At 38.5% G+C, this 23,081-nt stretch carries 25 protein-coding genes and 1 other RNA gene; 3 read left to right on the top strand and 23 right to left on the bottom strand.

Features of this window, described 5'->3' with window-relative positions:
• Nucleotides 1-40: 40 nt before the first annotated feature.
• From secA to AC6UDA_RS05150, 4 genes are all read right to left on the bottom strand, one after another.
• On the bottom strand, nt 41-2,407 hold the full coding sequence (secA, locus tag AC6UDA_RS05165; protein ID WP_500711179.1) for a preprotein translocase subunit SecA: 2,367 nt from the start codon (nt 2,405-2,407) through the stop codon (nt 41-43).
• 133 nt (nt 2,408-2,540) lie between these two features.
• Nucleotides 2,541-3,074: a ribosome hibernation-promoting factor, HPF/YfiA family gene (gene hpf, locus AC6UDA_RS05160; RefSeq protein ID WP_500696817.1), complete on the bottom strand. Its 534-nt coding sequence runs from the start codon at nt 3,072-3,074 to the stop codon at nt 2,541-2,543.
• Between the two features lie 110 nt (nt 3,075-3,184).
• Nucleotides 3,185-3,874: a ComF family protein gene (locus AC6UDA_RS05155; RefSeq protein ID WP_500711177.1), complete on the bottom strand. Its 690-nt coding sequence runs from the start codon at nt 3,872-3,874 to the stop codon at nt 3,185-3,187.
• On the bottom strand, nt 3,867-5,207 hold the full coding sequence (locus AC6UDA_RS05150) for an ATP-dependent helicase ComFA (protein ID WP_500711175.1): 1,341 nt from the start codon (nt 5,205-5,207) through the stop codon (nt 3,867-3,869). The genes AC6UDA_RS05155 and AC6UDA_RS05150 overlap by 8 nt, the downstream gene beginning before the upstream one ends.
• A gap of 46 nt (nt 5,208-5,253) precedes the next feature.
• Here AC6UDA_RS05150 and AC6UDA_RS05145 point away from each other — a divergent pair, with 46 nt between their 5' ends.
• On the top strand, nt 5,254-5,886 hold the full coding sequence (locus AC6UDA_RS05145; protein ID WP_500694448.1) for a YigZ family protein: 633 nt from the start codon (nt 5,254-5,256) through the stop codon (nt 5,884-5,886).
• Between the two features lie 29 nt (nt 5,887-5,915).
• Here AC6UDA_RS05145 and AC6UDA_RS05140 read toward each other — a convergent pair whose 3' ends face one another.
• The gene (locus tag AC6UDA_RS05140; RefSeq protein ID WP_500696127.1) at nt 5,916-7,067 is read right to left on the bottom strand and encodes a glycosyltransferase family 4 protein; all 1,152 of its coding nucleotides are present in this window, start codon (nt 7,065-7,067) and stop codon (nt 5,916-5,918) included.
• A 203-nt stretch (nt 7,068-7,270) separates the two neighbouring features.
• Between AC6UDA_RS05140 and AC6UDA_RS05135 the strand changes: the two genes are divergently transcribed.
• Both AC6UDA_RS05135 and lrgB read left to right on the top strand, forming a co-directional pair.
• Nucleotides 7,271-7,693 (top strand): CidA/LrgA family protein, encoded by a 423-nt coding sequence (locus tag AC6UDA_RS05135; RefSeq protein WP_500711173.1) that lies wholly within the window; start codon nt 7,271-7,273, stop codon nt 7,691-7,693.
• A gap of 6 nt (nt 7,694-7,699) precedes the next feature.
• A complete protein-coding gene (gene lrgB / locus AC6UDA_RS05130) occupies nt 7,700-8,437 on the top strand; it encodes an antiholin-like protein LrgB (protein WP_500711171.1) in 738 nt (245 codons plus the stop codon).
• A gap of 53 nt (nt 8,438-8,490) precedes the next feature.
• Here lrgB and kimA read toward each other — a convergent pair whose 3' ends face one another.
• From kimA to ffs, 18 genes are all read right to left on the bottom strand, one after another.
• A complete protein-coding gene (gene kimA / locus AC6UDA_RS05125) occupies nt 8,491-10,326 on the bottom strand; it encodes a potassium transporter KimA (RefSeq protein WP_500696129.1) in 1,836 nt (611 codons plus the stop codon).
• Between the two features lie 149 nt (nt 10,327-10,475).
• Entirely contained in the window at nt 10,476-12,101 is a 1,626-nt protein-coding gene (gene groL, locus AC6UDA_RS05120) for a chaperonin GroEL (protein ID WP_500696130.1), read from the bottom strand.
• Between the two features lie 34 nt (nt 12,102-12,135).
• Nucleotides 12,136-12,420 carry a co-chaperone GroES gene (gene groES, locus AC6UDA_RS05115; RefSeq protein ID WP_500694454.1) on the bottom strand — a complete coding sequence of 95 codons (285 nt, stop codon included), beginning with the start codon at nt 12,418-12,420 and terminating at the stop codon, nt 12,136-12,138.
• A gap of 144 nt (nt 12,421-12,564) precedes the next feature.
• Nucleotides 12,565-13,200: a redox-sensing transcriptional repressor Rex gene (locus AC6UDA_RS05110; RefSeq protein ID WP_010021811.1), complete on the bottom strand. Its 636-nt coding sequence runs from the start codon at nt 13,198-13,200 to the stop codon at nt 12,565-12,567.
• Nucleotides 13,201-13,351: 151 nt separating this feature from the next.
• A complete protein-coding gene (gene tsaD / locus AC6UDA_RS05105; protein WP_500711169.1) occupies nt 13,352-14,380 on the bottom strand; it encodes a tRNA (adenosine(37)-N6)-threonylcarbamoyltransferase complex transferase subunit TsaD in 1,029 nt (342 codons plus the stop codon).
• A 20-nt stretch (nt 14,381-14,400) separates the two neighbouring features.
• Nucleotides 14,401-14,997: a ribosomal protein S18-alanine N-acetyltransferase gene (rimI, locus tag AC6UDA_RS05100; RefSeq protein WP_500696132.1), complete on the bottom strand. Its 597-nt coding sequence runs from the start codon at nt 14,995-14,997 to the stop codon at nt 14,401-14,403.
• A complete protein-coding gene (gene tsaB / locus AC6UDA_RS05095) occupies nt 14,981-15,706 on the bottom strand; it encodes a tRNA (adenosine(37)-N6)-threonylcarbamoyltransferase complex dimerization subunit type 1 TsaB (RefSeq protein ID WP_500696810.1) in 726 nt (241 codons plus the stop codon). The genes rimI and tsaB overlap by 17 nt, the downstream gene beginning before the upstream one ends.
• Nucleotide 15,707: 1 nt before the next feature.
• The gene (locus tag AC6UDA_RS05090) at nt 15,708-16,475 is read right to left on the bottom strand and encodes an acyl-[acyl-carrier-protein] thioesterase (protein WP_500696134.1); all 768 of its coding nucleotides are present in this window, start codon (nt 16,473-16,475) and stop codon (nt 15,708-15,710) included.
• A gap of 16 nt (nt 16,476-16,491) precedes the next feature.
• Nucleotides 16,492-17,373 carry a 16S rRNA (cytidine(1402)-2'-O)-methyltransferase gene (gene rsmI, locus AC6UDA_RS05085; protein ID WP_500696809.1) on the bottom strand — a complete coding sequence of 294 codons (882 nt, stop codon included), beginning with the start codon at nt 17,371-17,373 and terminating at the stop codon, nt 16,492-16,494.
• Nucleotides 17,374-17,378: 5 nt separating this feature from the next.
• Entirely contained in the window at nt 17,379-17,705 is a 327-nt protein-coding gene (locus AC6UDA_RS05080) for a DNA replication initiation control protein YabA (RefSeq protein WP_500694460.1), read from the bottom strand.
• Nucleotides 17,702-18,742 (bottom strand): DNA polymerase III subunit delta', encoded by a 1,041-nt coding sequence (gene holB, locus AC6UDA_RS05075; protein ID WP_500696136.1) that lies wholly within the window; start codon nt 18,740-18,742, stop codon nt 17,702-17,704. The genes AC6UDA_RS05080 and holB overlap by 4 nt, the downstream gene beginning before the upstream one ends.
• Before the next feature lie 12 nt (nt 18,743-18,754).
• Entirely contained in the window at nt 18,755-19,081 is a 327-nt protein-coding gene (gene darA / locus AC6UDA_RS05070) for a cyclic di-AMP receptor DarA (protein ID WP_500696137.1), read from the bottom strand.
• 11 nt (nt 19,082-19,092) lie between these two features.
• On the bottom strand, nt 19,093-19,743 hold the full coding sequence (gene tmk, locus AC6UDA_RS05065; protein WP_500696138.1) for a dTMP kinase: 651 nt from the start codon (nt 19,741-19,743) through the stop codon (nt 19,093-19,095).
• A 97-nt stretch (nt 19,744-19,840) separates the two neighbouring features.
• A complete protein-coding gene (locus AC6UDA_RS05060; protein WP_500696139.1) occupies nt 19,841-20,086 on the bottom strand; it encodes a YaaL family protein in 246 nt (81 codons plus the stop codon).
• A 10-nt stretch (nt 20,087-20,096) separates the two neighbouring features.
• Complete coding sequence (gene recR, locus AC6UDA_RS05055) at nt 20,097-20,696, bottom strand: recombination mediator RecR (protein ID WP_500694465.1); 600 nt, start codon at nt 20,694-20,696, stop codon at nt 20,097-20,099.
• 14 nt (nt 20,697-20,710) lie between these two features.
• Entirely contained in the window at nt 20,711-21,028 is a 318-nt protein-coding gene (locus AC6UDA_RS05050; RefSeq protein WP_500696169.1) for a YbaB/EbfC family nucleoid-associated protein, read from the bottom strand.
• A 14-nt stretch (nt 21,029-21,042) separates the two neighbouring features.
• A complete protein-coding gene (gene dnaX / locus AC6UDA_RS05045; RefSeq protein WP_500711166.1) occupies nt 21,043-22,839 on the bottom strand; it encodes a DNA polymerase III subunit gamma/tau in 1,797 nt (598 codons plus the stop codon).
• Nucleotides 22,840-22,971: 132 nt separating this feature from the next.
• Nucleotides 22,972-23,058, bottom strand: an RNA gene (gene ffs, locus AC6UDA_RS05040) — signal recognition particle sRNA small type.
• Nucleotides 23,059-23,081: the final 23 nt, after the last annotated feature.

The following is a 23,081-nucleotide window of genomic DNA, read 5'->3' as shown; positions in this document are numbered from 1 at the left end:
AAGATGAAAAAACGGAGACCAAAAGTCCTCCGTTCTTAAACTATCTTTCCATATTTTGTCTGATCTCAGCTTTCATAAACAACCTAGTGACATCGTAGTCAATATCAGAGACCATTTCTTCAAACATTCTAAATCCTTCACGTTGATACTCAACTAACGGGTTTAATTGACCATAACCACGAAGACCGATTGACTCTCGTAATTGGTCCATTGAATCGATGTGGTCAGTCCAGTGTGAATCAACCACCCTAAGCACAACCACTTTTTCAAATTCAAGCATCTGTTCTGGATCCTGGAGCTCTTTTTCTTTCTTATCATACTCAGTATCAACGAGTCCCATCAAGTATGCCTTAATTTCATCACTTGATTTTCCCTTCAAGTCATCAATGCTAATTTGATCGGGACTAACTAATGAATTAATCGCAAAATCAAGGATGGTTTGGAGATCCCATTTCTTTTGATCGCCCTGAGTGTGCAAGTTGACAATTCGATTAACCGTTCGTTTGATCATTGGCATAATAACCCACTTAAGTGACTTATTTTCGTCAATCACCTTACTACGCTCACCGTAAATCACGTCACGTTGTTGACGCATCACATCATCGTACTTTAACACGTTTTTACGTGAATCATAGTTATTACCTTCAACTCGCTTTTGAGCCGATTCAACCTGCTTAGTAATCACGTGACTCCGGATAACCGCATCATCGCCCTCAACTTTCATTGAGTCAAGAATACTTTTAACCTTATCAGACCCAAATCGACGCATCAAATCATCTTCAAGTGAAAGATAGAATTGAGAATAACCAGGATCACCCTGTCTTCCAGAACGTCCACGTAATTGATTATCAATTCTTCGTGACTCGTGTCGTTCGGTCCCGATAACCGCTAATCCACCTAATTTGACCACTCCAGGTCCAAGCTTAATATCAGTTCCACGACCGGCCATGTTGGTTGCAATGGTAACAGCTCCCTTTTGACCGGCGTTAGCAACAATGTCAGCTTCTTTGGCATGATTTTTTGCATTCAAAACTACGTGAGGAATTTTTTCTTCATCAAGTCGCTCTGAAAGATATTCAGAAGTTTCAACCGCAACCGTACCAATCAGGATTGGTTGTCCCCGTTTGTGTAAATCTTTAATTTTGGCAATAACGGCGTCAAATTTTGATTCCAAACTTGGATACAAAACATCTGGCTCATCAATTCTAACAACCGGTTTATTGGTTGGAACCGCAATGACATCCATGTTGTAAATTTCTCGAAACTCATCCTGTTCTGTCTTAGCGGTACCAGTCATTCCAGCTAACTTACTGTACTGTCTAAATAGGTTTTGATAGGTGATGTTAGCCATCGTCTTGCTTTCTTCTTGGATGGTAACACCCTCTTTAGCCTCAAGTGCTTGGTGAAGCCCATCTGAAAAACGACGACCTTCCATGATTCTTCCGGTAAAGGAATCAACGATTAAAACCTCGTCTTTTGAGACAACGTAATCTTTATCCTTTTCCATCACGTAATTGGCACGTAAAGCCTGATCCAAATGGTGGGTTAAAGCAGTGTTTTCCGTATCGTAAAGGTTATTTAAATTGAAGTACTTTTCAGCTTTTTCAATTCCAACATCCTTCAAAGAGACCGTTTTAGTCTCTAAATCAACTTTAAAATCCGTTTTAGGATTTAGTGTCTTAGCAAATTTATCGGCCTGCATGTAAAGCTTGTTTGACCCACGAGCTTCACCAGAAATGATCAATGGGGTTCTGGCTTCATCGATTAAGATCGAATCAACTTCGTCGACGATGGCAAAATTAAGTGGGCGTTGAACCCGATCTTCTTTATAAACCACCATGTTATCCCTTAAATAATCAAATCCAATCTCACTATTAGTTGAATAAGTGATGTCGCTATCATAGGCAGCTCGTTTTTCTTCCGGATTCTTATCAGCCGAGTTCACCCCGACCGTTAAGCCCAGCCAATTGTATAACTGGCCCATTTGAGTGGCATCACGTTGTGATAGGTATTCATTAACCGTAACGACATGAACACCTTTTCCTGATAAAGCATTCAGGTATACGGGCATTGTAGCCGTTAACGTTTTCCCTTCACCAGTCTTCATCTCAGCAATATTACCCTCATGAAGGACAATTCCACCCATAATCTGGACTCGAAATGGATTTAGTCCGAGCACTCGTCTGGCACCTTCACGGGCAACCGCAAAAGCCTCAGGTAACATGTCATCTAAGCTTTCACCATTTTGATAACGCTTTTGAAATTCTGGAGTTTTAGCTTGTAATTCCTTATCACTTAATTTTCGATATTGTTCTGAGTATGAGCTGACCTTATCGGCGAGCTTTCCTAATCGTTTCAGTTCGCTTTTGTCGCTTTCAACCCATTTCTTTAAAAGGTTTGTTGCCATTGATTGATTTCTCCTCTAGTGTCTAAACCGTTTTTGTTTCTCGAATTCTCAGTCTATTTTCTTATTCTAACATTTTATCAAATCAATTAAAAATTCATCACAAAAAAACAGAAATATGATATTTCTGTTTTTTCTAACGATCGGTTTTAATTAACCCATAGTCCCCATCATGTCTTCGATAAACAATATCAGTGGTGCCATCGGTGACATCAACATAGACAAAAAAATCATGCCCAATCAAATTCATCTGAATAATGGCATCTTCCGAAGTCATCTTCTGTAAAGGAATCCGCTTTTTCCTAACGATCTTAGATTCAGCTAATCGTTTATCGGGATCATTAAAAACGTGGGATAACTTATGCTCAGTTAATTCTTCATTTACCTTTGAGCCATATTTATCGATCTGTTGCTGGATATCGTGAATCGCGATATCAATGCTTTCGTGAATGTCATCAGAGTTGCCCTCACCTCGCAGTAAGAAGTTCGGTAGGATAATAGTGATTTCAGCTTTGATTCGTTCGTTAGAATAGTTCATGAGATCAACATGAGCAGTCCCTTTCACGTTTGCATCAAAACGTTTATCAATTGTTTTGACGTGATGATTAATGTAATCACGGAGATCACTGGTGATTTCAACATCATCACCTCTTAATTTAGTTTCAAGCATTTTAATCTCTCCTATGCTTAGTATCATTGTCTTCAAAGCTTAGTATCATTGTCTTCAAACGAATCTCTTATAACTATTATAAATTCTAATCGATTAAATAACAATCAATACTAACGTGCAAGGGTAATACTTGAGACTTTCTTAACCCCATACGAATATAACAGTTTGGCCGCTAAGTGCAGGGTGGTTCCAGTCGTATACACATCATCAATCAAACAAGCCTTTCTCCCACGTAGGTTATTAGTTGACCACTCCGGCTCAACGTAAAATGGTTGTTTTAAGTGCATCCTATCAAATTTATCTTTTTTAGACTGGGGTAAGCCCTTTTTTGACACCGCTCCTAAGACCCTTTGATATTTTATACCAGTTAACCAGCCCTCAACCTGATTAAACTTTCGCACTTCAAACGTTTTCTTACTAATTGGGATGGGAACAATCATACCGCCGTCGTTATGGGCAAATATAAAAGACTGAAACTGACTTTGAAATAGTCGCCTTAACCGATAATCGCCCTGAAACTTGTACCGAGCCATGTAATCATTCACTTCATCGTATGGAAACAACGCGTGGTTAATTAATTTGGGACCAGATTGATCTTCCCAAATCTTACAATCATCACACAACTCTAATTTTGCTTGCTGCTTGCCACAATCTGGACACGCCGTTTTTAAATCAATGGGACAAAAAAGTTTTTGACATTCATCACACATAATTGGCGGGACAAAGGAACGAAAACTTAAAATAAAGGAAATGCTCACATCACTTCTAATAATTTGATTACACCATACACATTTATTCATGACTTTTTAATTTCATCCCTCTGCGATTCATAGCCTTAATCTCATTTTGGGCGCTAGTAATTCGTCTTGAAAAACTGCCCACAAAAAAATCAATGTTACCGGTCGGTCTGGTCCTTTTTCGACCCACTCTTCCTGCCATCTGAACTAATGACGACGTAGAAAAGACCTCATCGTCAGCCCCCAGTACCATTACATCAATATCTGGAAACGTCACTCCTCGTTCTAAGATGGTCGTAGTCACTAAAAATAACACTTGCTGGTTACGCATGGCTTGAACCTTTTCCATTCGTTTCTTGTCAGCAGAATAAACACATTCCCATACCTTTGGACCACGGATTTGTTTGCTTAAAATCCGATCAACCACCGGTAAATCTTTAATCTTAGGAACAAACAATAAAAATCTTCTTCTAATTGCAACGTTACGCTGACATATTTTAATTAATTGATGGGGTAACCTTCCCTTTGATAATTGCATCCGCCATTTTCTTGACAAGTGAACTTTAATCACGGGCAATAAATGACCATGAAACCTGATTGGCAAATAACTCATATCTCCATTTCCACGCGTGATTTGGGTTCTCAGTCCTTTACTTGGAGTGGCACTTAACATGATTCTTTGTCCCGTAGTCTTTAAGGCATGCTTTACGGCAAACTCCAGGTTAACGTTGTTAACGAATGGAAACGCATCAACTTCATCAATAATCAATAAATCAAAAGCATGAAAGAAACGCATGAGTTGGTGGGTGGTACAGACAGTTAGTTGACAATATCGGTAATCATCCTTACTTTTACCATGTAATAAAACCATATCAAGGTTAGAAAAAGCCGCTTTAAGACGCGGATAAAGTTCCGAACACACGTCAACTCTGGGAGAAGCAATGGCAATTCGAAATTTACGTTTAATTGCCCATGTTAATACCGGAAAAAGCATCTCGGTCTTACCAGCCCCAGTAACCGCCCACAGTAGATGATCACGGTGATGTTTTACTGATTCAATCATCCTTAACGCACAGTCTTTTTGATTTACAGTTAGCGTCCCATCCCAAGTCAAAACATTACTTGGAACCACAAAACGATTTGTTTCTAGGACACTAACCAGTTTCATCGACGAATCAATTCGCCCCATTTCGATGCAATTGGGGCAGTAAAAAATATGATTGGGAAGTTCACATTTTGATTTTTCACAATTGAATCCACATCGGTTACAATGAATAGTAGTTTGATTAACCGTTACCGCTAATTCAAAATTAAGAAGTGGATCACTTAAAAGTATCGGATCAATCAAAGTGCTTGGCGTAAGTCTTCCCATTAGTTCTTTTTGCTCTTTGATCATTGACTATCCGCCTCCATTTTTAAATACGAAGAACAGGAATAATTTAATGCAAAATTCTTTTTTAACCATTAAACAAGCTGGTCAAAATGAAATTATTATCAAAAAATCAAAGTTTATTGCTTCCGTATCTCGTGTCACGGACGAAGCGAGTGCTCAAGCATTCATCGCCAGTATCAAAAACCAAAATAAAAAGGCCAACCACAATTGTTTTGCCTATGTTATTGGCCCAAATGATGATGTTCAGCGAGAAAGTGACAACGGCGAACCCAGTGGGACTGCCGGGATTCCAATCCTGGATGCCATTAAAAATATGGAACTTCACGACACAGTAATCGTAGTAACAAGGTACTTTGGTGGCATCAAACTAGGTGCTGGTGGCCTAATTCGAGCATATAGTAACTCGGCATCGGATGTGATTGAAAGGGTTGGAATCAGCAAAATGACGCTTAAAACTGCACTTACTATTTCAGTATCCTATAAGTTAAATGATAAACTCCAATATTTTCTTAAACAAAATAATCTACCAATTACTAACGTTGAATATGACACCAGTGTTCGGGTAAGCACCGCCATTTCAAATCATGTGATTGATGACTTCAAAACAAAAATCAACAATTTGCTTGCAGGAGACGTTCAATTCAAGATTGGTAAGGAAGCTTATTTTGAGAGTCCAGTTTAGTCTAAAAAGAGTAGTTCACCTTCAATGAACTACTCTTTTTTGTTTGATTTGGTTTTATGCTTTGCCTTGGTTTTAGTGATTTCGGTTTCGTGATTAGCCTTACTGGTTGTTCCTGTCACAACGCGTTTAATCAAATTAAGCAAGGGTTGCCGGTTCTTTCCGACTAATCCAATGGCTTCCACAAAAAGCTCAATCCCAATCAAAGTGGCAACCGTCAACAAGACTGATCCCCAGAAACTGGACAATGGATAGAGTAAAGAGATGAAAGCGAAAATTAACGCAATCCCGTAAATCACCAAAACCGTTTGTCGGTGGGTCAAACCAATCTGCATCAATCGATGATGCAAATGGTGCTTATCAGCGTGAGAGATGGGTTGCTTGTTCAAAATCCGCCGTAAAATTGCATAAGCGGTGTCCGAGATTGGGACTCCCAAAATCACAACGGGAATAATGACCGATATGAAGGTGGCGTTTTTAAGACCTTGTAAAGAAAAGACCGAAATCATAAAGCCAATTAATAAGGATCCCGTATCCCCTAGATAGATTCGAGCTGGGAAAAAATTATACGGTAAAAAGCCCAAACAGGAAGCGGCAAAGGTAAAAATCATGATTGACACGTAAACGTTACCGACGTTTAAAAAGAATAAGCCGATGATTCCCATCGTAGTCAGAGCAATAATGGCAATCCCCGTCGCTAGTCCATCCAGTCCATCGATTAAATTAATTGAGTTCGTAATCCCGAGAATCCATATCCAGGTAATTGGTAGACTTAACCATCCCAGACTAACATCACCAAAGAATGGGAGCGTAATGGAGCTCATCTGAATGCCCGCAAAAATGTACACCCATAGTGCTGCTAGCGAGATCCCAATCACCTTTTGCCGTGGCTTCAATTCAAAAATATCATCAATGACCCCCGTCATAATGATAATAATTTCTCCGCCCAGAATTCCCCACAACTTACTAGATGGAATTTGGTTCCGCAAAAAAACGCAAGTCGTAATGGTATAAGCAATAAAAATTGCCAGACCACCCAACGTTGGCATTGGAATTTTATTTACACGTCTTTTATTCGGTTTATCAATGGCGCCAATTTTGAATGCTAAAATTCTGATAAAAGGGGTTAAAACCGCCGACATTATCATCGTTGCAAACAAATAGACGAATATTTCAAATTTCAATTAAGTATGGCCTTCCACGATTAAGTTTATATTCAATTATACAAACGGAAAATAACAAACACAAGCTTCCCTTTATTTAATTTAATGATAATTAAATCTAATGATAACAATTAAAATTTTGGTTTGTTTTTTAGTTCATTTCATATATTATATTAAATATAGAAATAGCTAAATAAATCACATACTTTTGAAAGGAGCAAAACATGCAAAATAAAGAAGAAAAGCCCCAAAAAGATGCTCCATTGTTAACTCAACTCGGTATCTTTGGGGTCATTTTATTCGTCTCAAGTCTAATCTCAGCACTCTTTCCCGCCAACTTTCCAGTTCCAACCCCAGTAATTGGTTTGGTGATATTATATTTGTTATTGACCTTTAAAGTCATTAAACCAGAACAGGTCGAAAGGGTCGGATCATTTTTTATTGGAATCCTAGGATTCCTTTTCGTCCCTTCTGGAATTCAATTAGCGGCCTCCCTCGACATTATGAAACATTCTGGCGTCAAACTAGTGATTATGATCATTATTTCGACAGTCGTCATGTTGGTGTCGGTGGCTTTAGTTGCTACTTTTTTGATATGGGCCCGCAATAAAATTTTTGGCAAAAAACAAGACATTGATAAGGAGTAACCAAATATGCAAACGGAACTATTAAAATTTTTAGGCAATCCAATGTTTGGAATTGCTTTATCATTGGTGGTCTATCTGGTTGGATCATTTCTATTTAAAAAATTTAACGGTTTTTTTCTTTTTCAACCATTATTTGTTGGGATGGTGCTCGGGATCTTTGTTCTCTGGTTAATGAGCAAAGCAACGGGGATTAACATTACCTGGATTTACACTCATCTGTATAAGCCAGGTGGTGATATTATTTTTTGGTTCCTCTTCCCTACCACGATTGCTTTCGCAGTCCCACTCTTCAAGCGAAACGACATCGTGAAAAAGTACTGGTTTGAAATTTTGTTATCACTAATAATCGGTTTAACCATTTCGGTAATCATCATGTACTTTGTCTCCAAGTTAATTGGATTAAACAAGTCGGAAATTGCTTCCATGCTTCCGCAAGCTGCCACTACCGCAGTTGCAATGCCAATCGCCCAAGGCATTAACGGTGTGCCAGCAATTACCGCTATGGCATGTATTTTAAACGCTGTTATTATTTACGCACTTGGCGACTGGATCATTAAAATATTCAGATTGAAGAACCCCATCGGAATTGGATTGGGGCTTGGAACGGCAGGACACACCCTTGGATCAGATAAAGCCCTTGAACTTGGTGAAGTTCAGGGCTCCATGGCTGCGATTGCGGTGGTCATTATTTCGGTGGTCGTTGATATCATCGTCCCACTATTTGCTCATATTGTGCACCTTTAAATCCAAATCAAAAAAGCTAGGCTATGTTTAACATAGCCTAGCTTTTTGTTCTATTATTCACTTAAATGATAGTTATACGTCGATACAATGATGTCCTGACGTGAATTCAAGGCACTTCTTAATCGAACAGCGGTCTGATTATGAAGGACTTGTTGCCAGTAGTGTTTTGGTACAAACTGAGGAACCAAAACCGTCGTAGTATAATTGCGATCCTCATCCTGTTTCGCAATAACATCACAGAAACGAAGCACTGGATCGACAACCGAACGATACGAAGTATGAATATCGACAAATCGAATGTCTGGATACTCTTCCTTAAACTTCGTTGAAATTTTCTCTTCTTTTTGCGGATTATCGGCAAACGAAACGTGCATGGCAATGACATTGTCACCAATCGATCTCGCATAGTTAATTGCTTGTCTAGTAACTTGGGTAACATTTCCCACTAACACGATTACCGTTGAACCAGCATAGGTATGATTCTCATAATTCGGATCAGTTGAAATACGAAGCTGCTCAGCAATTCGCTGATAGTGAAGATGAATTTTATAAAACATCAAAAGGAGCAACGGCATGATAATGAGATATGGCCAAACGTTTGCAAAATGAAGTGCAAACAGGAAGAAGACTAACATCACTGAGATGAACGCTCCAATAAAATTAATGACAGCCTTCACCGGCCACAAGCCATCTTTATTTCTGAACCAGTGAACAATCATTCCAGATTGAGACAACGTAAATGGAACAAACACACCAACAGCATAGAGTGGAATTAAGAGATTAGTTTTACCTTTAAAGAGGACAATTAAAACAATCGCACCTAAAGCTAACGAAATAATTCCATTTGAATAACCTAGTCGGTCACCCTTATCCAGGTAGGCATGTGGCAAATATTTATCTTTAGCCATGTTGTAGGCCAAAATTGGAAAGGCAGAGAAACCAGTGTTAGCAGCAACAGCTAAAATCAAGGCAGTTGCAAGCTGAAGCAAGTAGTACATGATTCCGTGACCAAAGACATTGGTACCAATCTGTGATAAGACGGTATCCTTAGCGTTAGGAATAACTCCCATGTAGTAACTTAGAAAGGTAATCCCAGCAAAGAAGATTCCTAAAATAATGGCCATGATACCTAATGTATTGGCAGCGTTCTTTCGTTTTGGTTGTTTAAAGTTTGGAACCGCATTACTAATGGCTTCAACTCCAGTTAACGATGCTGAACCAGATGAGAATGCCTTAAAGAATAATACCAAGGTCATTCCCTTAACTGAGGTATTCAGTGGAGCATACGCATGATAAGTAATTTTATTAGTTAAAATATTATAAGCACCAACAATGATTAAAATGATAATCATCACAATAAATAGGTACACTGGAATAACCAGGAATGAAGCTGAATCATGCATTCCACGAAGATTCAAAATCATGATAAATATTACAATTAAGATTGCAATCGGAACCTGATAATTATATAGCGCAGGGATGGCAGAAGTAATCGCTTCAGTCCCAGAAGTCGTTGAAACGGCAACCGTTAACATATAATCAACTAATAGGGACCCACCAGCAACTAAACCAGCAGTGTCACCCCAATTGGTTCGAGCAACAACGTAGGCACCTCCACCAGATGGATAAGCATAAATAATCTGTCGATAAGATAATGTGATTGCGGCTAACAGAACCAACACTAGTAGTGCGACCCACATTTGATACATTAATGCCGCGGTCGATAAGGTAATCAAAACGGCAGTAATCTGTTCAGTACCATAAGCAACTGATGATAAGGCATCAGATGATAGCAAAGCTAAACCTTTGAACTTAGTGAGAGATTGACCAGAGCCTTCCGTTGTCTTAAGCGGACGTCCAATAATTAATCTTTTTAAATACCGCCACATTTAATCCATACTCCTTTAATATGTCATATTTAACCTAGTAAAACCGTAATTTTAAAGTCAAATGCAATTGTACTACATTAAACTAGATAATTCATCATAATTGGAAATAAAAAAGAGTCCATTCGGACTCTTTTTTATTAAAACTTAAATTACATCATTCCACCCATTCCAGGTTGTTGTGGAGCAGCTGGTTGATCATTATCATTTTTTGGTTGTTCGGCAACAACAGCTTCAGTAGTTAATAGAAGAGCTGAAACAGATGCAGCGTTTTGAAGTGCTGAACGGCTTACCTTAGTTGGGTCAACGACACCAGCTTTGATCATGTCTTCGTACTTGCCAGTCAATGCATTGTAACCAATGCCTGGTTTTTCGTCTTTCAAATGATCAACAATAACTGAACCGTCAATCCCAGCATTTTCAGCAATTTGTCTTACTGGTGCTTCTAGGGCTTTAACAACAATGTTAACTCCAGTTGCTTCATCACCTTCAGCGGGGATTTTAGCAACGTCATTCAAGATGTTGATAAAGGCTGTACCACCACCGGGCACAAATCCCTCTTCAACAGCGGCTCTAGTAGCATTCAAAGCATCTTCAATTCGGTACTTACGTTCTTTAAGTTCAGTTTCAGTGGCTGCACCAACTTTGATAACAGCAACTCCACCAGCCAACTTAGCTAAACGTTCCTTCAACTTATCACGGTCAAAGTCAGAATCAGTGGCATCAATTTGTTGTTTGATTTCATCAATTCGTTTGTCGATAGCTTCTTTGCTACCCTTACCTTCAACGATAGTTGTGCTGTCTTTAGTAACGTTAACCTTATTAGCTTGACCTAATTGATCAATGGTAGTGTCTTTTAGATCTAATCCAAGATCAGAAGTAATTACAGTACCACCAGTCAAAGTAGCGATGTCTTGGAGTTGTTCTTTACGACGATCACCAAAGCCGGGAGCCTTAACAGCTACAACATTAAAGGTTCCACGCATCTTGTTCAAAACTAAGGTTGGAAGAGCTTCTCCACCAATATCATCAGCAATGATCAAGAGTGAACGACCTTGTTGTACGACTGATTGAAGTAATGGCAAAATGTCTTGGATATTAGTGATTTTCTTGTCAGTAATTAAAATGTAGGGATTATCTAGGTTAGCTTCCATTTTTTCTTGGTCGGTAACCATGTATTGTGACATGTATCCACGATCAAATTCCATACCTTCAACAACGTCTAAACTAGTGTCAACACCACGTGATTCTTCAATCGTAATAACACCATCATTGCCAACTTTTTCCATTGCGTCGGCAATCAAATTACCAACCTTTTCGTTAGCTGATGAGATTGAAGCAATTTGAGCGATATCTTCCTTGCTAGTTACTTGGTGACTCATCTTGTGAAGACTGTCAACGGCTGTTCTAGTAGCCTTTTCGATTCCTTGACGAACTCCAACGGGATTAGCACCAGCGGTAACGTTCTTCATACCCTCTTTAACGATTGCTTGGGCAAGAACAGTAGCAGTAGTAGTACCATCACCGGCAACGTCATTGGTTTTAGAAGCAACTTCAGATACTAACTTAGCACCCATATTTTCAAAGTGATCTGGAAGGTCAATTGCTTTAGCAATGGTAACACCATCATTTGTGATTGTTGGATCTCCAGCTTTTTCTTCTAGAACAACGTTACGTCCCTTTGGACCCATAGTTGTTTTTACAGTGTCAGCTAACTTGTCAACACCATTTAACATTGAATTTCTAGCATTTTCAGAAAACTTAATTTCTTTAGCCAATATTATCACCTCATATTAATTAATTTATTTTTTATTATTTAACGATTGCAAGCAAATCTTTTTCGTGCATTACAAGGTATGGAGTACCATCATATTCAACCTTTGTCCCTGCATACTTATCAAACATGACCATGTCGTCTTCTTTAACAGAAGGGGCAACTTTTTGTCCGTTATCAAGAACTCGACCCTCGCCTACAGCGACAACTTTACCCATCTGTGGTTTTTCTTTAGCGTTATTTGCTAAAACAATTCCACCGACGTTTTTTTCTTCTGGTTCTTGCACTTCGACAATTACGCGATCTCCTAATGGTTCTAACACGTTAATCCCTCCAATAAATATCTTTATTAAATTTTAGCACTTGCACTTATCAAGTGCTAACTTACATTCTTAATATATTATTTTTTCACAACTAATGCAAGAACTTTGCCCGATAAAAATAAAAAAGCATCCAAAATTGGATGCTTAATCTTTATCATAATGATCAATAAAATAGATCAATGTTTGCAGTTCATTAGTTAAATCAACATTATGAACTCTAATTTCCTTTGGAACCGATAATCGGACTGATGTGAAGTTTAAAATTCCTTTTACACCCGCTTTGGCAACTTGATCAGCAACTTGTTGAGCAACTTTACCAGGAACTGTGAGAATCACAACGCTGATTTGTTGATCTTTAAGCTGTTTTACCAATTGATCCATTGGGTAAATTGGAACCCCACCTTGAATGGTATTAACATTTTTAGGATTAACGTCAAAAGCAGCGGAAATTCTAATATTACTATCCATGTGGAAGTTAAAATTCAAAAGGGCATGACCCAAGTTACCAACACCAATCAATGCTACATTGGTTAATTGATCTTGGTTCAAGATCTTCTTGAAAAATTCTAGTAAACTGTCTACGTCATATCCATAACCTCGCTTACCAAGGGCACCAAAATATGAAAAGTCACGACGAATTGTAGCAGAATCCACTTGAATTGCGTCGGCCAATTCATTTGATGATATTCGTTTCTTTCCACCGTCATGTAAAATATTTAAATAACGATAGTAAAGCGGCAATCGTTTCGCGGTTGCACGTGGAATTTTTGTCTCAGCCATTTTCAAATCTCCTATTATTATTGTCGAGATTAATAAGTCACAAAATTAATTCTAACATAAAGAAATTGTTTGTGAAATAATATAAAAATGAAATCAGCTGAAAAGCCCCACAGGGCAGGATAAATTAATTTAATAATTTGTTGTTAACGATTTATTTTTCATTTTGAGCCCACTCAAATTCTAATCCTGGATCAGCATTTAGTGAAGCTTTTCCTTTTTCCTGATGGTGCTGCATTGCCGCTGCAGCAGCTCCTATCATGGCTGCATTATCTCCACACAACTTAAGCGGAGCCTTGACAAATTCCACATTTTCCTTACTGGCAATCGCATCTAGTCGATTTCTAATGCCCTTATTCGCGGCAACTCCGCCAGCTAAAATAAACTCTTTTACAGGATAATTTTCAAGCGCACTTTGTGATTTTTTTGCCAAAACGTCCACTACGGCAGCTTCAAAACTAGCAGCTAAATCGTTCTTATTTAGAGTCTTTCCAATCTGATCGGCATGGTGAACGGTATTGATAAAAGCACTTTTAAGTCCGCTAAAACTAAAATCATAATTACCATCTGATTCCATCGCGCGTGGAAAATTAAAAGTATCCCTTCCCTTTTGAGCCATTTTGTCAACGGTTGGACCAGCTGGATAATTAATTCCTAAAACTCTCCCAATTTTGTCAAACGCTTCACCTGCGGCATCGTCTCTAGTCTCACCGATGATCTCAAACTTACCTTCTGCAGGCATAAAAACAAGCTCCGTATGACCACCAGATACCACAAGTGCCATTGCCGGAAACTCAATTGGCTTAATAAAGTTAGTAGCATAAATATGTCCTGCAATGTGATTAATTGGAATGAGGGGTAGATGATGAGCCCAAGCTACCACTTTGGCAGCGGTGACTCCAATCAAAAGTGCCCCAACCAATCCTGGGCCATAGGTCACAGCTACCGCCGTTAAATCATCGTATGTGACGTTTGCACGTTTCAAAGCATCATTTATACAAATGGTAATCTCTTCAATATGATGACGACTAGCCACTTCTGGTACCACACCACCAAATCGCTGATGACTTTTAATCTGAGTTGCAACGACGTTTGATAAAATTTCTTTACCATCCTTGATAACAGCAACACTTGTTTCATCACAACTACTCTCAAACGCCAAGATCACACTATTATCTTGCATTAATACTCACCCGTCTCTAACTATCTTCCAAAATTATTTGGTGCCACTTTTTGCTTGGATAAATCCAGTTTCATTACCACAGCATCTTCACCATCATTATAGTAATCTGGATCAATTCCAACCTGAACAAACCCAAGATCCCGATTCAAATCTTGAGCTTTAATATTTCCTAATCGAATTTCGATTGAAACACTTTTAAGTCTCATCAGTCGGGCTCTTCTGATAACCATGGTAAGCAAAAAATATCCCAATCCGCGATTTTGGAATTTGGGTAACACCGCAATATTTTCAACGTGACAATTCTTACTATCACGAGAAATCGAACAACCGACAAAAGCAATCAATTCGTCGGCTTTCCTAATTACCAAGTATAAACTGTTTTTGTGCTTTTTTAGATCATTTAGGAAACGTTCTCGATCCCAAGCTGCCTTTTTGTCGTAAACCTCTTCTTCAACATTCACAATGTCAGGGATGTCAGTAATAGAACCCTTGCCAAAATAGTAATCGACTCCATTCACATCAACAATGTGATTTTTAATCTGAAGTCCACGCTGAATCTTAGCTTCTTCCTTTTTTTTAACGTTCTTTTTTAACCATGCCTCAATTTTCTTCAACATAAGACTCGTTTTCCCTCCCCGGGTTTAACTTTTGCCAGTCTGCTTGTGCTTTGGTTAAACGAAGATAATTGGGATTAAAATTGTTAACATCAGCAACTGGTTCTTGCTTTTCCCCATAGATACCAATTTTAGCTGCCTGTGGCAGGTTATCAATTCCAGTCATATATTTGAAATCTTTCCCGAAATGTTGTTTTAAGCGCTCGGAAAAATGATCAACATCACTTCCAACGAATACGATGGGCTCATCAAACTTGTCCAGTTCGGTCATCCACTTATCAAAATTAACGTGTTGATCTTTAATTACCGACTCGGGACCACGATCGGAAGTCCGGTACAGACCAGTAAACAAATTATCGTTTCTACCATCAAATAAGGGCACTACCAACTGGTCGTGTTTTTGCACGTTTAAAACAAGCGCCATGAGACTTGAAATGCCAACCAAATCAATATTCAATGTATCGGCCAAAACTTTTCCAACCGTGGTGGCAATTCTAATCCCAGTGTATGAACCAGGACCATTACTTACGACTACCCGATCCAGATCTTGTGGAGTTAAATTGGCATACTTAACCAACTTTTCAACCACCGGCATTAAGTATTCAGCATGTTTTCTATGCGTTGTCATCGTGGTTGTTGCTAGCACCTGTTCGTCTTTTAAAACTGCCACAGTTAATGGTTGATTAGAGGTATCAACTGCTAAAACGTGCATATCATTTACTTCCTTCTTTATTCAGCTTCTTCCATTTAATTTCGGCAATCGATTTAGTATCATCGTTGACCGAAATATCGTGGATCGATTGAATTTGATCACCGGTCTTAATGAGTTTGCTTCGACTTACGACCGGATCACCATATGTAACTTCATCTTCATACTTAATACTTACTTGCTTTGGAACGTGAGTTGCCAAAAAATCATAGGATAAATCATCAACCATCCATCCAATGTATTTGGCATTATTGACATGAGAATTCCAATCAATGTCAGTAAAACGAACGTGATACTCAGTCTTCATAAGATTTTGTTCATCATGAATTTGAGGAATCTTTCTTAACCGTTGAATCCTTCTTACTCGATCACAGTGATAAGGAGTAATCATATCTTCCTCTAATCGAACCATTTTCCTAGATTTAATGTCCATCATAACCCACAAACTGCCAACATGAACTAATTCATTGCCGTCAACGTCTCTAACCCAGAATTCACGGTACGCAAAGTACTTAGTGTACGAAGTTCCCCTCGTTTGAACCTGAATCTTTTCATGAACTTTAGGAAGACGCGTAATATCCATGTCGGTTTGAACAACAACCCAAGTTACGCCATGTTCAATCACATGTCTGGTACTTACACCGAGTGCTTTTGCTTGGTCCTGTGAAATCATAATGATCACGTCAATTAACATTGAAAGAGTAATGTTACCCAGTAAATTGGTTTCATAGTACTCAACTACATGGTCTTCAGAAAAAATATCTCCAGTCATCTTAATTCCTCTTATCTTATTCTATGTGGTGGTATTGATTATAAACATCCTGACGGACTAACCCATTTTGCTTAGCGACTTGCTTAATCGCGCCATTTGGCTTTTCACCGTTACTAATTAATTGATCAACCTGCTCGTAAACCGACAATTGAGCTTCATTTTGCTTCTCTTCATGAAGTTTAAACCCGGCTGGATTCCCAGAAACTAGAATGACAAACTCTCCTCTAATTTCATTTTGTTTGGACCATTCCACTAAATCGTCAAGACCACCACGAACGTATTCTTCAAACTTTTTAGTGAGCTCTCTTGCAAGCACTGCCTGCCGATTGCCAAAAACCTTTTGCATGTTTAAGAGCGTCTTTTTAAGTCGATGAGGCGCTTCATAAAAAATCAAGGTCGGATATTCTTGTGCTAAAATCTTTAGTTCATCAACCTGCTCTTTGGGTTTCCGTTTTAAAAATCCATAAAACAAAAACGGTTGAGGTTTAAGTCCTGAAGCAATTAAACTAGTAAGGCCAGCGTTTGGTCCCGGAATGCTTATCACGGAAATATCATGTTCAATGCACTGCTTTACTAATTCACGTCCAGGATCACTAATTGAAGGCATTCCTGCATCACTGACTTGTGCAATTGAAATCCCATTGATTAATTTTTCGACTAATTCAGGTGCTCGTTGTTCAGTATTATGCTCATGAAAACTAATTTGTTTGGTCGTAATATCAAAATGATTTAAAAGTTTCTGGGTATTCCTCGTATCTTCAGCGGCAATCAAATCAACATCTTTTAAAATATTGATGGCTCTAATCGTCATATCATCAAGATTACCAATTGGTGTAGGAACCAGATATAAACTGCCCTTGTTATGATCTGCAAAACTTTTTTGAACTGATAAATCCAATGGAATTACCTTTCTCCGTAAATGATATCGGTACAAAACATACAACTACTATTACTGTTACGCCGTTTTCCATAAAACTGTGTGCAAACATGAAATCCTTCGTTATACAATTTTTCCAAGTTTTTCTTGGACATCGAAAGTTGCTGCTTCTTTTTGTTTTTCCCATCTTTTCCCGAAATTAACTCTCGAAGATGTTCATTTTCAATCTTCAGTTCTGAATTTTCCTCGATGACTTTATCAATTTCATCCCGAAGATCACCAATTTTTTCACTCATTAATTCCGATTGTGATTCCAAATTATTAAATTCTTCGTTAACATCTGATTCTTTCAATCGACTTTTGCTCCTCCTTCAATGACTGCTAAACATTTCAGGGTAATAACCTCCAAAATATTTTGGAAGCTAACGTTTAGATCTTGTTTTTTGGCACTGTTCAAGACCGTTGTGATGATTTCAATTAATTGATCATCTGATAACTGGTTAGCCATCTGTTTCAAAAGGGAATACTGATCACCAAACCCTAAACTATCAGGCTTTAATTCCCTAAACTTGACATCAAAGACATCCTTAAAAATTTGATAAATCATTTTTAAAGTCATCTGTTGTTCAAACTGACCCGTTATATTAGGTATAAAGCTAATTTGAACGCTCGTAAAAGCGCGATAATCATCATTAACTAATTCATTAAACCAGTGCTCAACTATCTCTTTAACCTTGTTAAACCAACCGTCTTCAAGCATTTTATCAATTGAAGATAAGTCCTCAGTTAATTCTAAAATAAGATTACTAGACGTTTTCGATAACCCTCTATCAGTTACGTACTTAATCAAGTTATCTTCGTTAATTTTTGGAAATTCTACTAACTGCGTTCTAGATATGATGGTTGGTAATATCTTTCGATAGTCATTGGTAAGTAAAAAGGAATTAACTTGCCCATTTGGCTCTTCAATAAACTTCAAAAGACTATTAGCAGCACTAGTAGTCATCGTATCGGCCCCGTCAATAATGAAAACCTTCTTGTTTCCTTCAACCGCACTTTTAGAAAATTCATGTTTTAAATGTCGAATTGAATCAACTTTGATACTTCTGCCATCGGGTTTGATCATCACCACATCAGGATGTTCGTCTTCTGCGATCCGGACACACTCATTACAGATGCCACATGGCATGCCATTTTGAACGTTATTACAAAACAAACGCATTGCAATCGTCTTTGCAACCGCTAATTTTCCCAAACCATCCGAACCCGAAAAAAGATACGAGTGACTGAGATCTTGAGCCGAAATAACGCCCATAAAGTGTTGTGTTAAAGTAGCTTGTTTTTGGGTAGCCTGTTTAATTATGGTCTGAGCTAAAGTTTCTTCTACCATTATATTAACTAACTAGAAGCGATTTAATGATTCCATTGGCAAAATCATAACCGTTGCTCCTCCAACCTGAACTTCAACCGGATAAGACGTCTCACTAATGCTTCCAGCTAAACTAACCGGTGGCGTCATGTATTGTTTTCTAGTTTCACAGGTTGTTTTAATGATATCCAAAATCTCGTCGACCTTATCATCTTTAGCTCCAATCAAATAAGTGACGTTTTTAGCCTTCAAGAATCCACCCTTAGTGGATAATTGGGTTGCCTGGATCTTATGTTTGATGAATTCAGATTGTAATTTGGCTGCATCCTTATCTTGGATAATTGCAATAATTAACTTCATAACTGATCCTCCTATTTACTTTCATTAAAATATCTAGCTGCTCTCTTATACAACACGGAAATGACCTGATCTACTACTTGTTCAATTGGCTTAGTAGCATCAACCTTAATAACCCGCTTGGGGTTCTGTTTGGCAATTTCATCATAAGCTTCATGAACCCGAACGTAAAAATCGTGTTCTTGAAGATCCAAACGATTAACTTCCCCACTCCGATGTTCAGCAATGCGGTCTAATCCAACGTCGACTGGGACGTCAAAATAAATGGTGGTATCAGGCATTAAACCCTCAGTAGCAAACTGATTCATTGATAAAACGGCGTTTTCACCAAGTTCTCGTCCCGCTCCTTGATACGCAATTGAACTGTCAAGATAGCGGTCGCACAAAACTAATTGACCGGCCTTTAAAGCTGGCAAAATGGTCTTAACTAAATGCTCTCTTCTGGCCGCCGCAAACAAAAGCGCCTCACAACGGTCATCCATATCTGACTCGTTTTTATTCAAAATTATCTGACGAATTTGCTCGGAGACTTGGTTTCCACCTGGTTCACGAGTAGTTAGCAATTGGTCTTTAAGCATTGGTTTAATTTTATCAACCACCTGATTTAAAACGGTGGTTTTTCCAGCACCATCGGTGCCTTCAAATGTAATAAATTGTCCAGTCATATTAGATTCAGTCCCAGCATTTTTGCTATTTTCATTGTACTTTAAGTTATATTTATTGTCTATTTAAAAAGCCAGCTAGGATCTAGCTGGCTTACGTTTAGTTTTCATATACTGACGGTTGAATCCGATCATTTTTAATGTTTCGTTTTCGTGCTTGCCGATACATAAACATGTATTTTTGCTTTGTAAGCATCGTTTGTGCAAATAAGTGACTGTCCGTTTCGGAAACGGCTTGTTCAGTTTGCACGGCCTGATCCCAATCATTTTTTAAAAAATTGATGGTATCAAGCAATTGGTCATCATAATTTTGCTTCATAGAACTATATCTAAATAACGAAAACATCGTTCATCCCTCACATTTCGGTGCGTCCAGAAACTGCCTTTGAAAGGGTCATCTCATCTGCATATTCAATATCACTTCCAACTGACAATCCATGAGACAATCTGGTAACTTTAATGCCTGCTGGCTTAATTAACTTTGCCAAATACATTGCCGTTGCTTCTCCCTCAGGAGTGGCATTAGTAGCAATGATGACTTCTTTAACTTCTTCGTTTTTTTGCAGTCGTTTGATTAAAGAGCTGATATTGATGTCTTCAGGACCCTTCCCCTCGATTGGGGAAAGCACTCCGTGTAAAACGTGATAAAGACCATTATAATCCTTCATTTTTTCCATCGTCATCACATCTTTAGACTGTTCCACTACCATAATCTTACTTTGATCACGACTTTCATCGGTACAGATCTCACAGGGATCGGTCTCGGTGATATTGCCGCAAATTGAACAAAAACGCAAATCATTCTTAGTTGAAGTTAAGGCATCCGCAAAGTTTTTTACATCGGTTTTATTCATATCAACCGTATAAAATGCCAATCTAGTGGCTGTCTTTCTGCCAATTCCTGGCAAATGCATGTAACTATCGATTAGCTTAGCAATTGGTTCTGGGTATTGCATTTAAATCCCTTCTTCTACATACCTGGAATATTCATTCCCTTGGTATACTTTCCCATCTTATCTTGAGTGGTCTTTTCAATCTGTGAAAGTGCATCGTTAACCGCACTGATCACTAGATCTGAGAGCATGTCTGGATCGTCTGGATCAATGGCCTCTGGTTTGACGTTCATGTCCTTCATCTTGCGGTCACCAGTAAAGGTAACGGTCACCATATCTTCTGGAGCTTTTCCAGTGAATTCACTCTTCTCAATTTCTTCTTGTTCATTTTGCATTTGTTGTTGCATCTTACGAGCTTTTTGCATCATCTTTCCCATGTTCATTCCGTTCATAATTATTCTCCTTTTAATTAATCATCTTTAACATCAATTATATCATCACCAAACATCTGCTTGGCAGTATTAACCGAATCATTGTTATCTTTATCTTTGGTCGTTTCAGTTTGTTCTTGCTTTTCGTAAGCTTTATTCGTATTAGAAGCCGCTTTTTCTGACTTGGGGGTTGACTTAGTCTTTTCATTATGAGACCGGTGATTTTTAAGATAGTTACTTCTAAGTTGTGGCCATTCATCATTTGGTACAAACACCACCATTGGAACAAATCCTAAAATACGATCAAGGCCATTTTGAAGTGCATCCATCAAATCACCATCGGTTCCAGCCTTCTGATACAAAAAGCCATAATCAAAGGCAACAACAACTCCCTTATCACTCGCAGCAACGGGGTTTGAGACATGCATCACGGCTCGTTGCGTGACCGACAACGACTGAAGTAATTCCTGCCAGATATCCTGATAGGTAGTCAGATCTTTTCTAGTGGCCTTTTTTAGGATATCGTAAACTTTCGTCAAATTAACTCGGACCTGTTTGGTGGAATCATAATGAGGGGAATCAGCGATTGGCTTAGATTTAGTTGATTTAGGTTGCTTATCATCAGTTGACGTTGACCCATTGCCCAGCTCCGACTTTAACTCACTAACTTGATTTTGCAGCTCAGACAGTTGCTTTTTAAGAACTTTCGTATCCTTATCATCGCTTTTTGATTCGTTATCTGGGTTACTTTCTTTTTGATTTGCCAGTTTAACCGTTAAAATATCCAAATAAACATCGGGATGAGACGAATAACGCATCTGACTTTGAACGTCACTCATAATTTCAACGTAATGATATATTAGATTACTATCTACCTTATCAGCAATCGTTTTAAAATTGTCGCCTAAAAGTCCAAGTTCGCTCTTTTGGACCATTTCTGGATCCTGATGATATAACAAAACGTTCTGACAATAATCAATTAAGTCCTCAATAAACTGATTAGCGTCTTTGCCGTCATCAAGAATTTCTTGAACCATTTTTAACCCCATCGAAACGTCTGAATTAAAAACAGCCTCAAAGTACGACTGAATTCGATCCCTGGTGACACTGCCAGTGACTGACAAGGCACTTTCACATGTTACCTTATCATTACTGTAGGAAAGAGCTTGGTCAAGGATACTAAGTGCATCACGCATCCCACCCTCAGCACTTTTAGCGATTACCTTTAATGCCTTGTCATCGTACTCAATGCCCTTTTTTGAAAGGATGTATTCCATTCGTTGCAGGATATCACTAGCCTTGATTCGTTTGAAATCAAAACGTTGTGTTCGTGAAATGATGGTAGCAGGAATCTTTTGGGGTTCAGTGGTAGCCAATATGAAAATGACGTGTTCTGGCGGCTCTTCTAGCGTTTTGAGCAAGGCATTAAAGGCCCCCGTCGACAACATATGCACTTCATCAATGATATAAACTTTATATTTACCTTCCGTTGGGGAATACTTCGCCTTATCGCGAATATTTCTGATCTCTTCGACCCCATTATTAGAAGCAGCATCAATTTCAATGACATCATTAAACGCACCCTTATTAATCGCTAGACACGTTGCACACTCATTACAGGGCTCGCCATCCTTTAAATTAGGACAGTTAACCGCCTTAGCCAAAATTTTAGCGGCGGAAGTTTTTCCCGTTCCACGGGGACCCGTAAATAAATACGCATGACTAATCTGGTTAGTTATCAATGCGTTTTTTAAAGTCTGAGTAATGACCGGCTGCCCAACAATTTCATCAAATCTTTGTGGACGCCAGGTCCGATACAATGCTTGATAACTCATGAAATGCTCCCTTTCGCCAAAAATTGGTACCATTAATTATTATATCTTGAAAATTGACGAAATGCTAATAACTTTAAACGACAATTTGTCCAAAAAAAATCTCCCAGTCAAACGACTAGGAGTTTAATTTCTAAAAACGAGAAGCACAAGGCAAAAGATACTTAGTGCTGCTTCCTTCCGGACCTGACACGGTTCGTAAGTCTGCCCTTGCTTCAGGGCCTTACGGCATTAATTATCATAAC

The sequence above is a fragment of the Fructilactobacillus sp. X8R4C1 genome, assembly GCF_059900905.1.
Note: the sequence above shows the minus strand (reverse complement) of the source record. Positions and strands in the feature narration are given on the sequence as shown.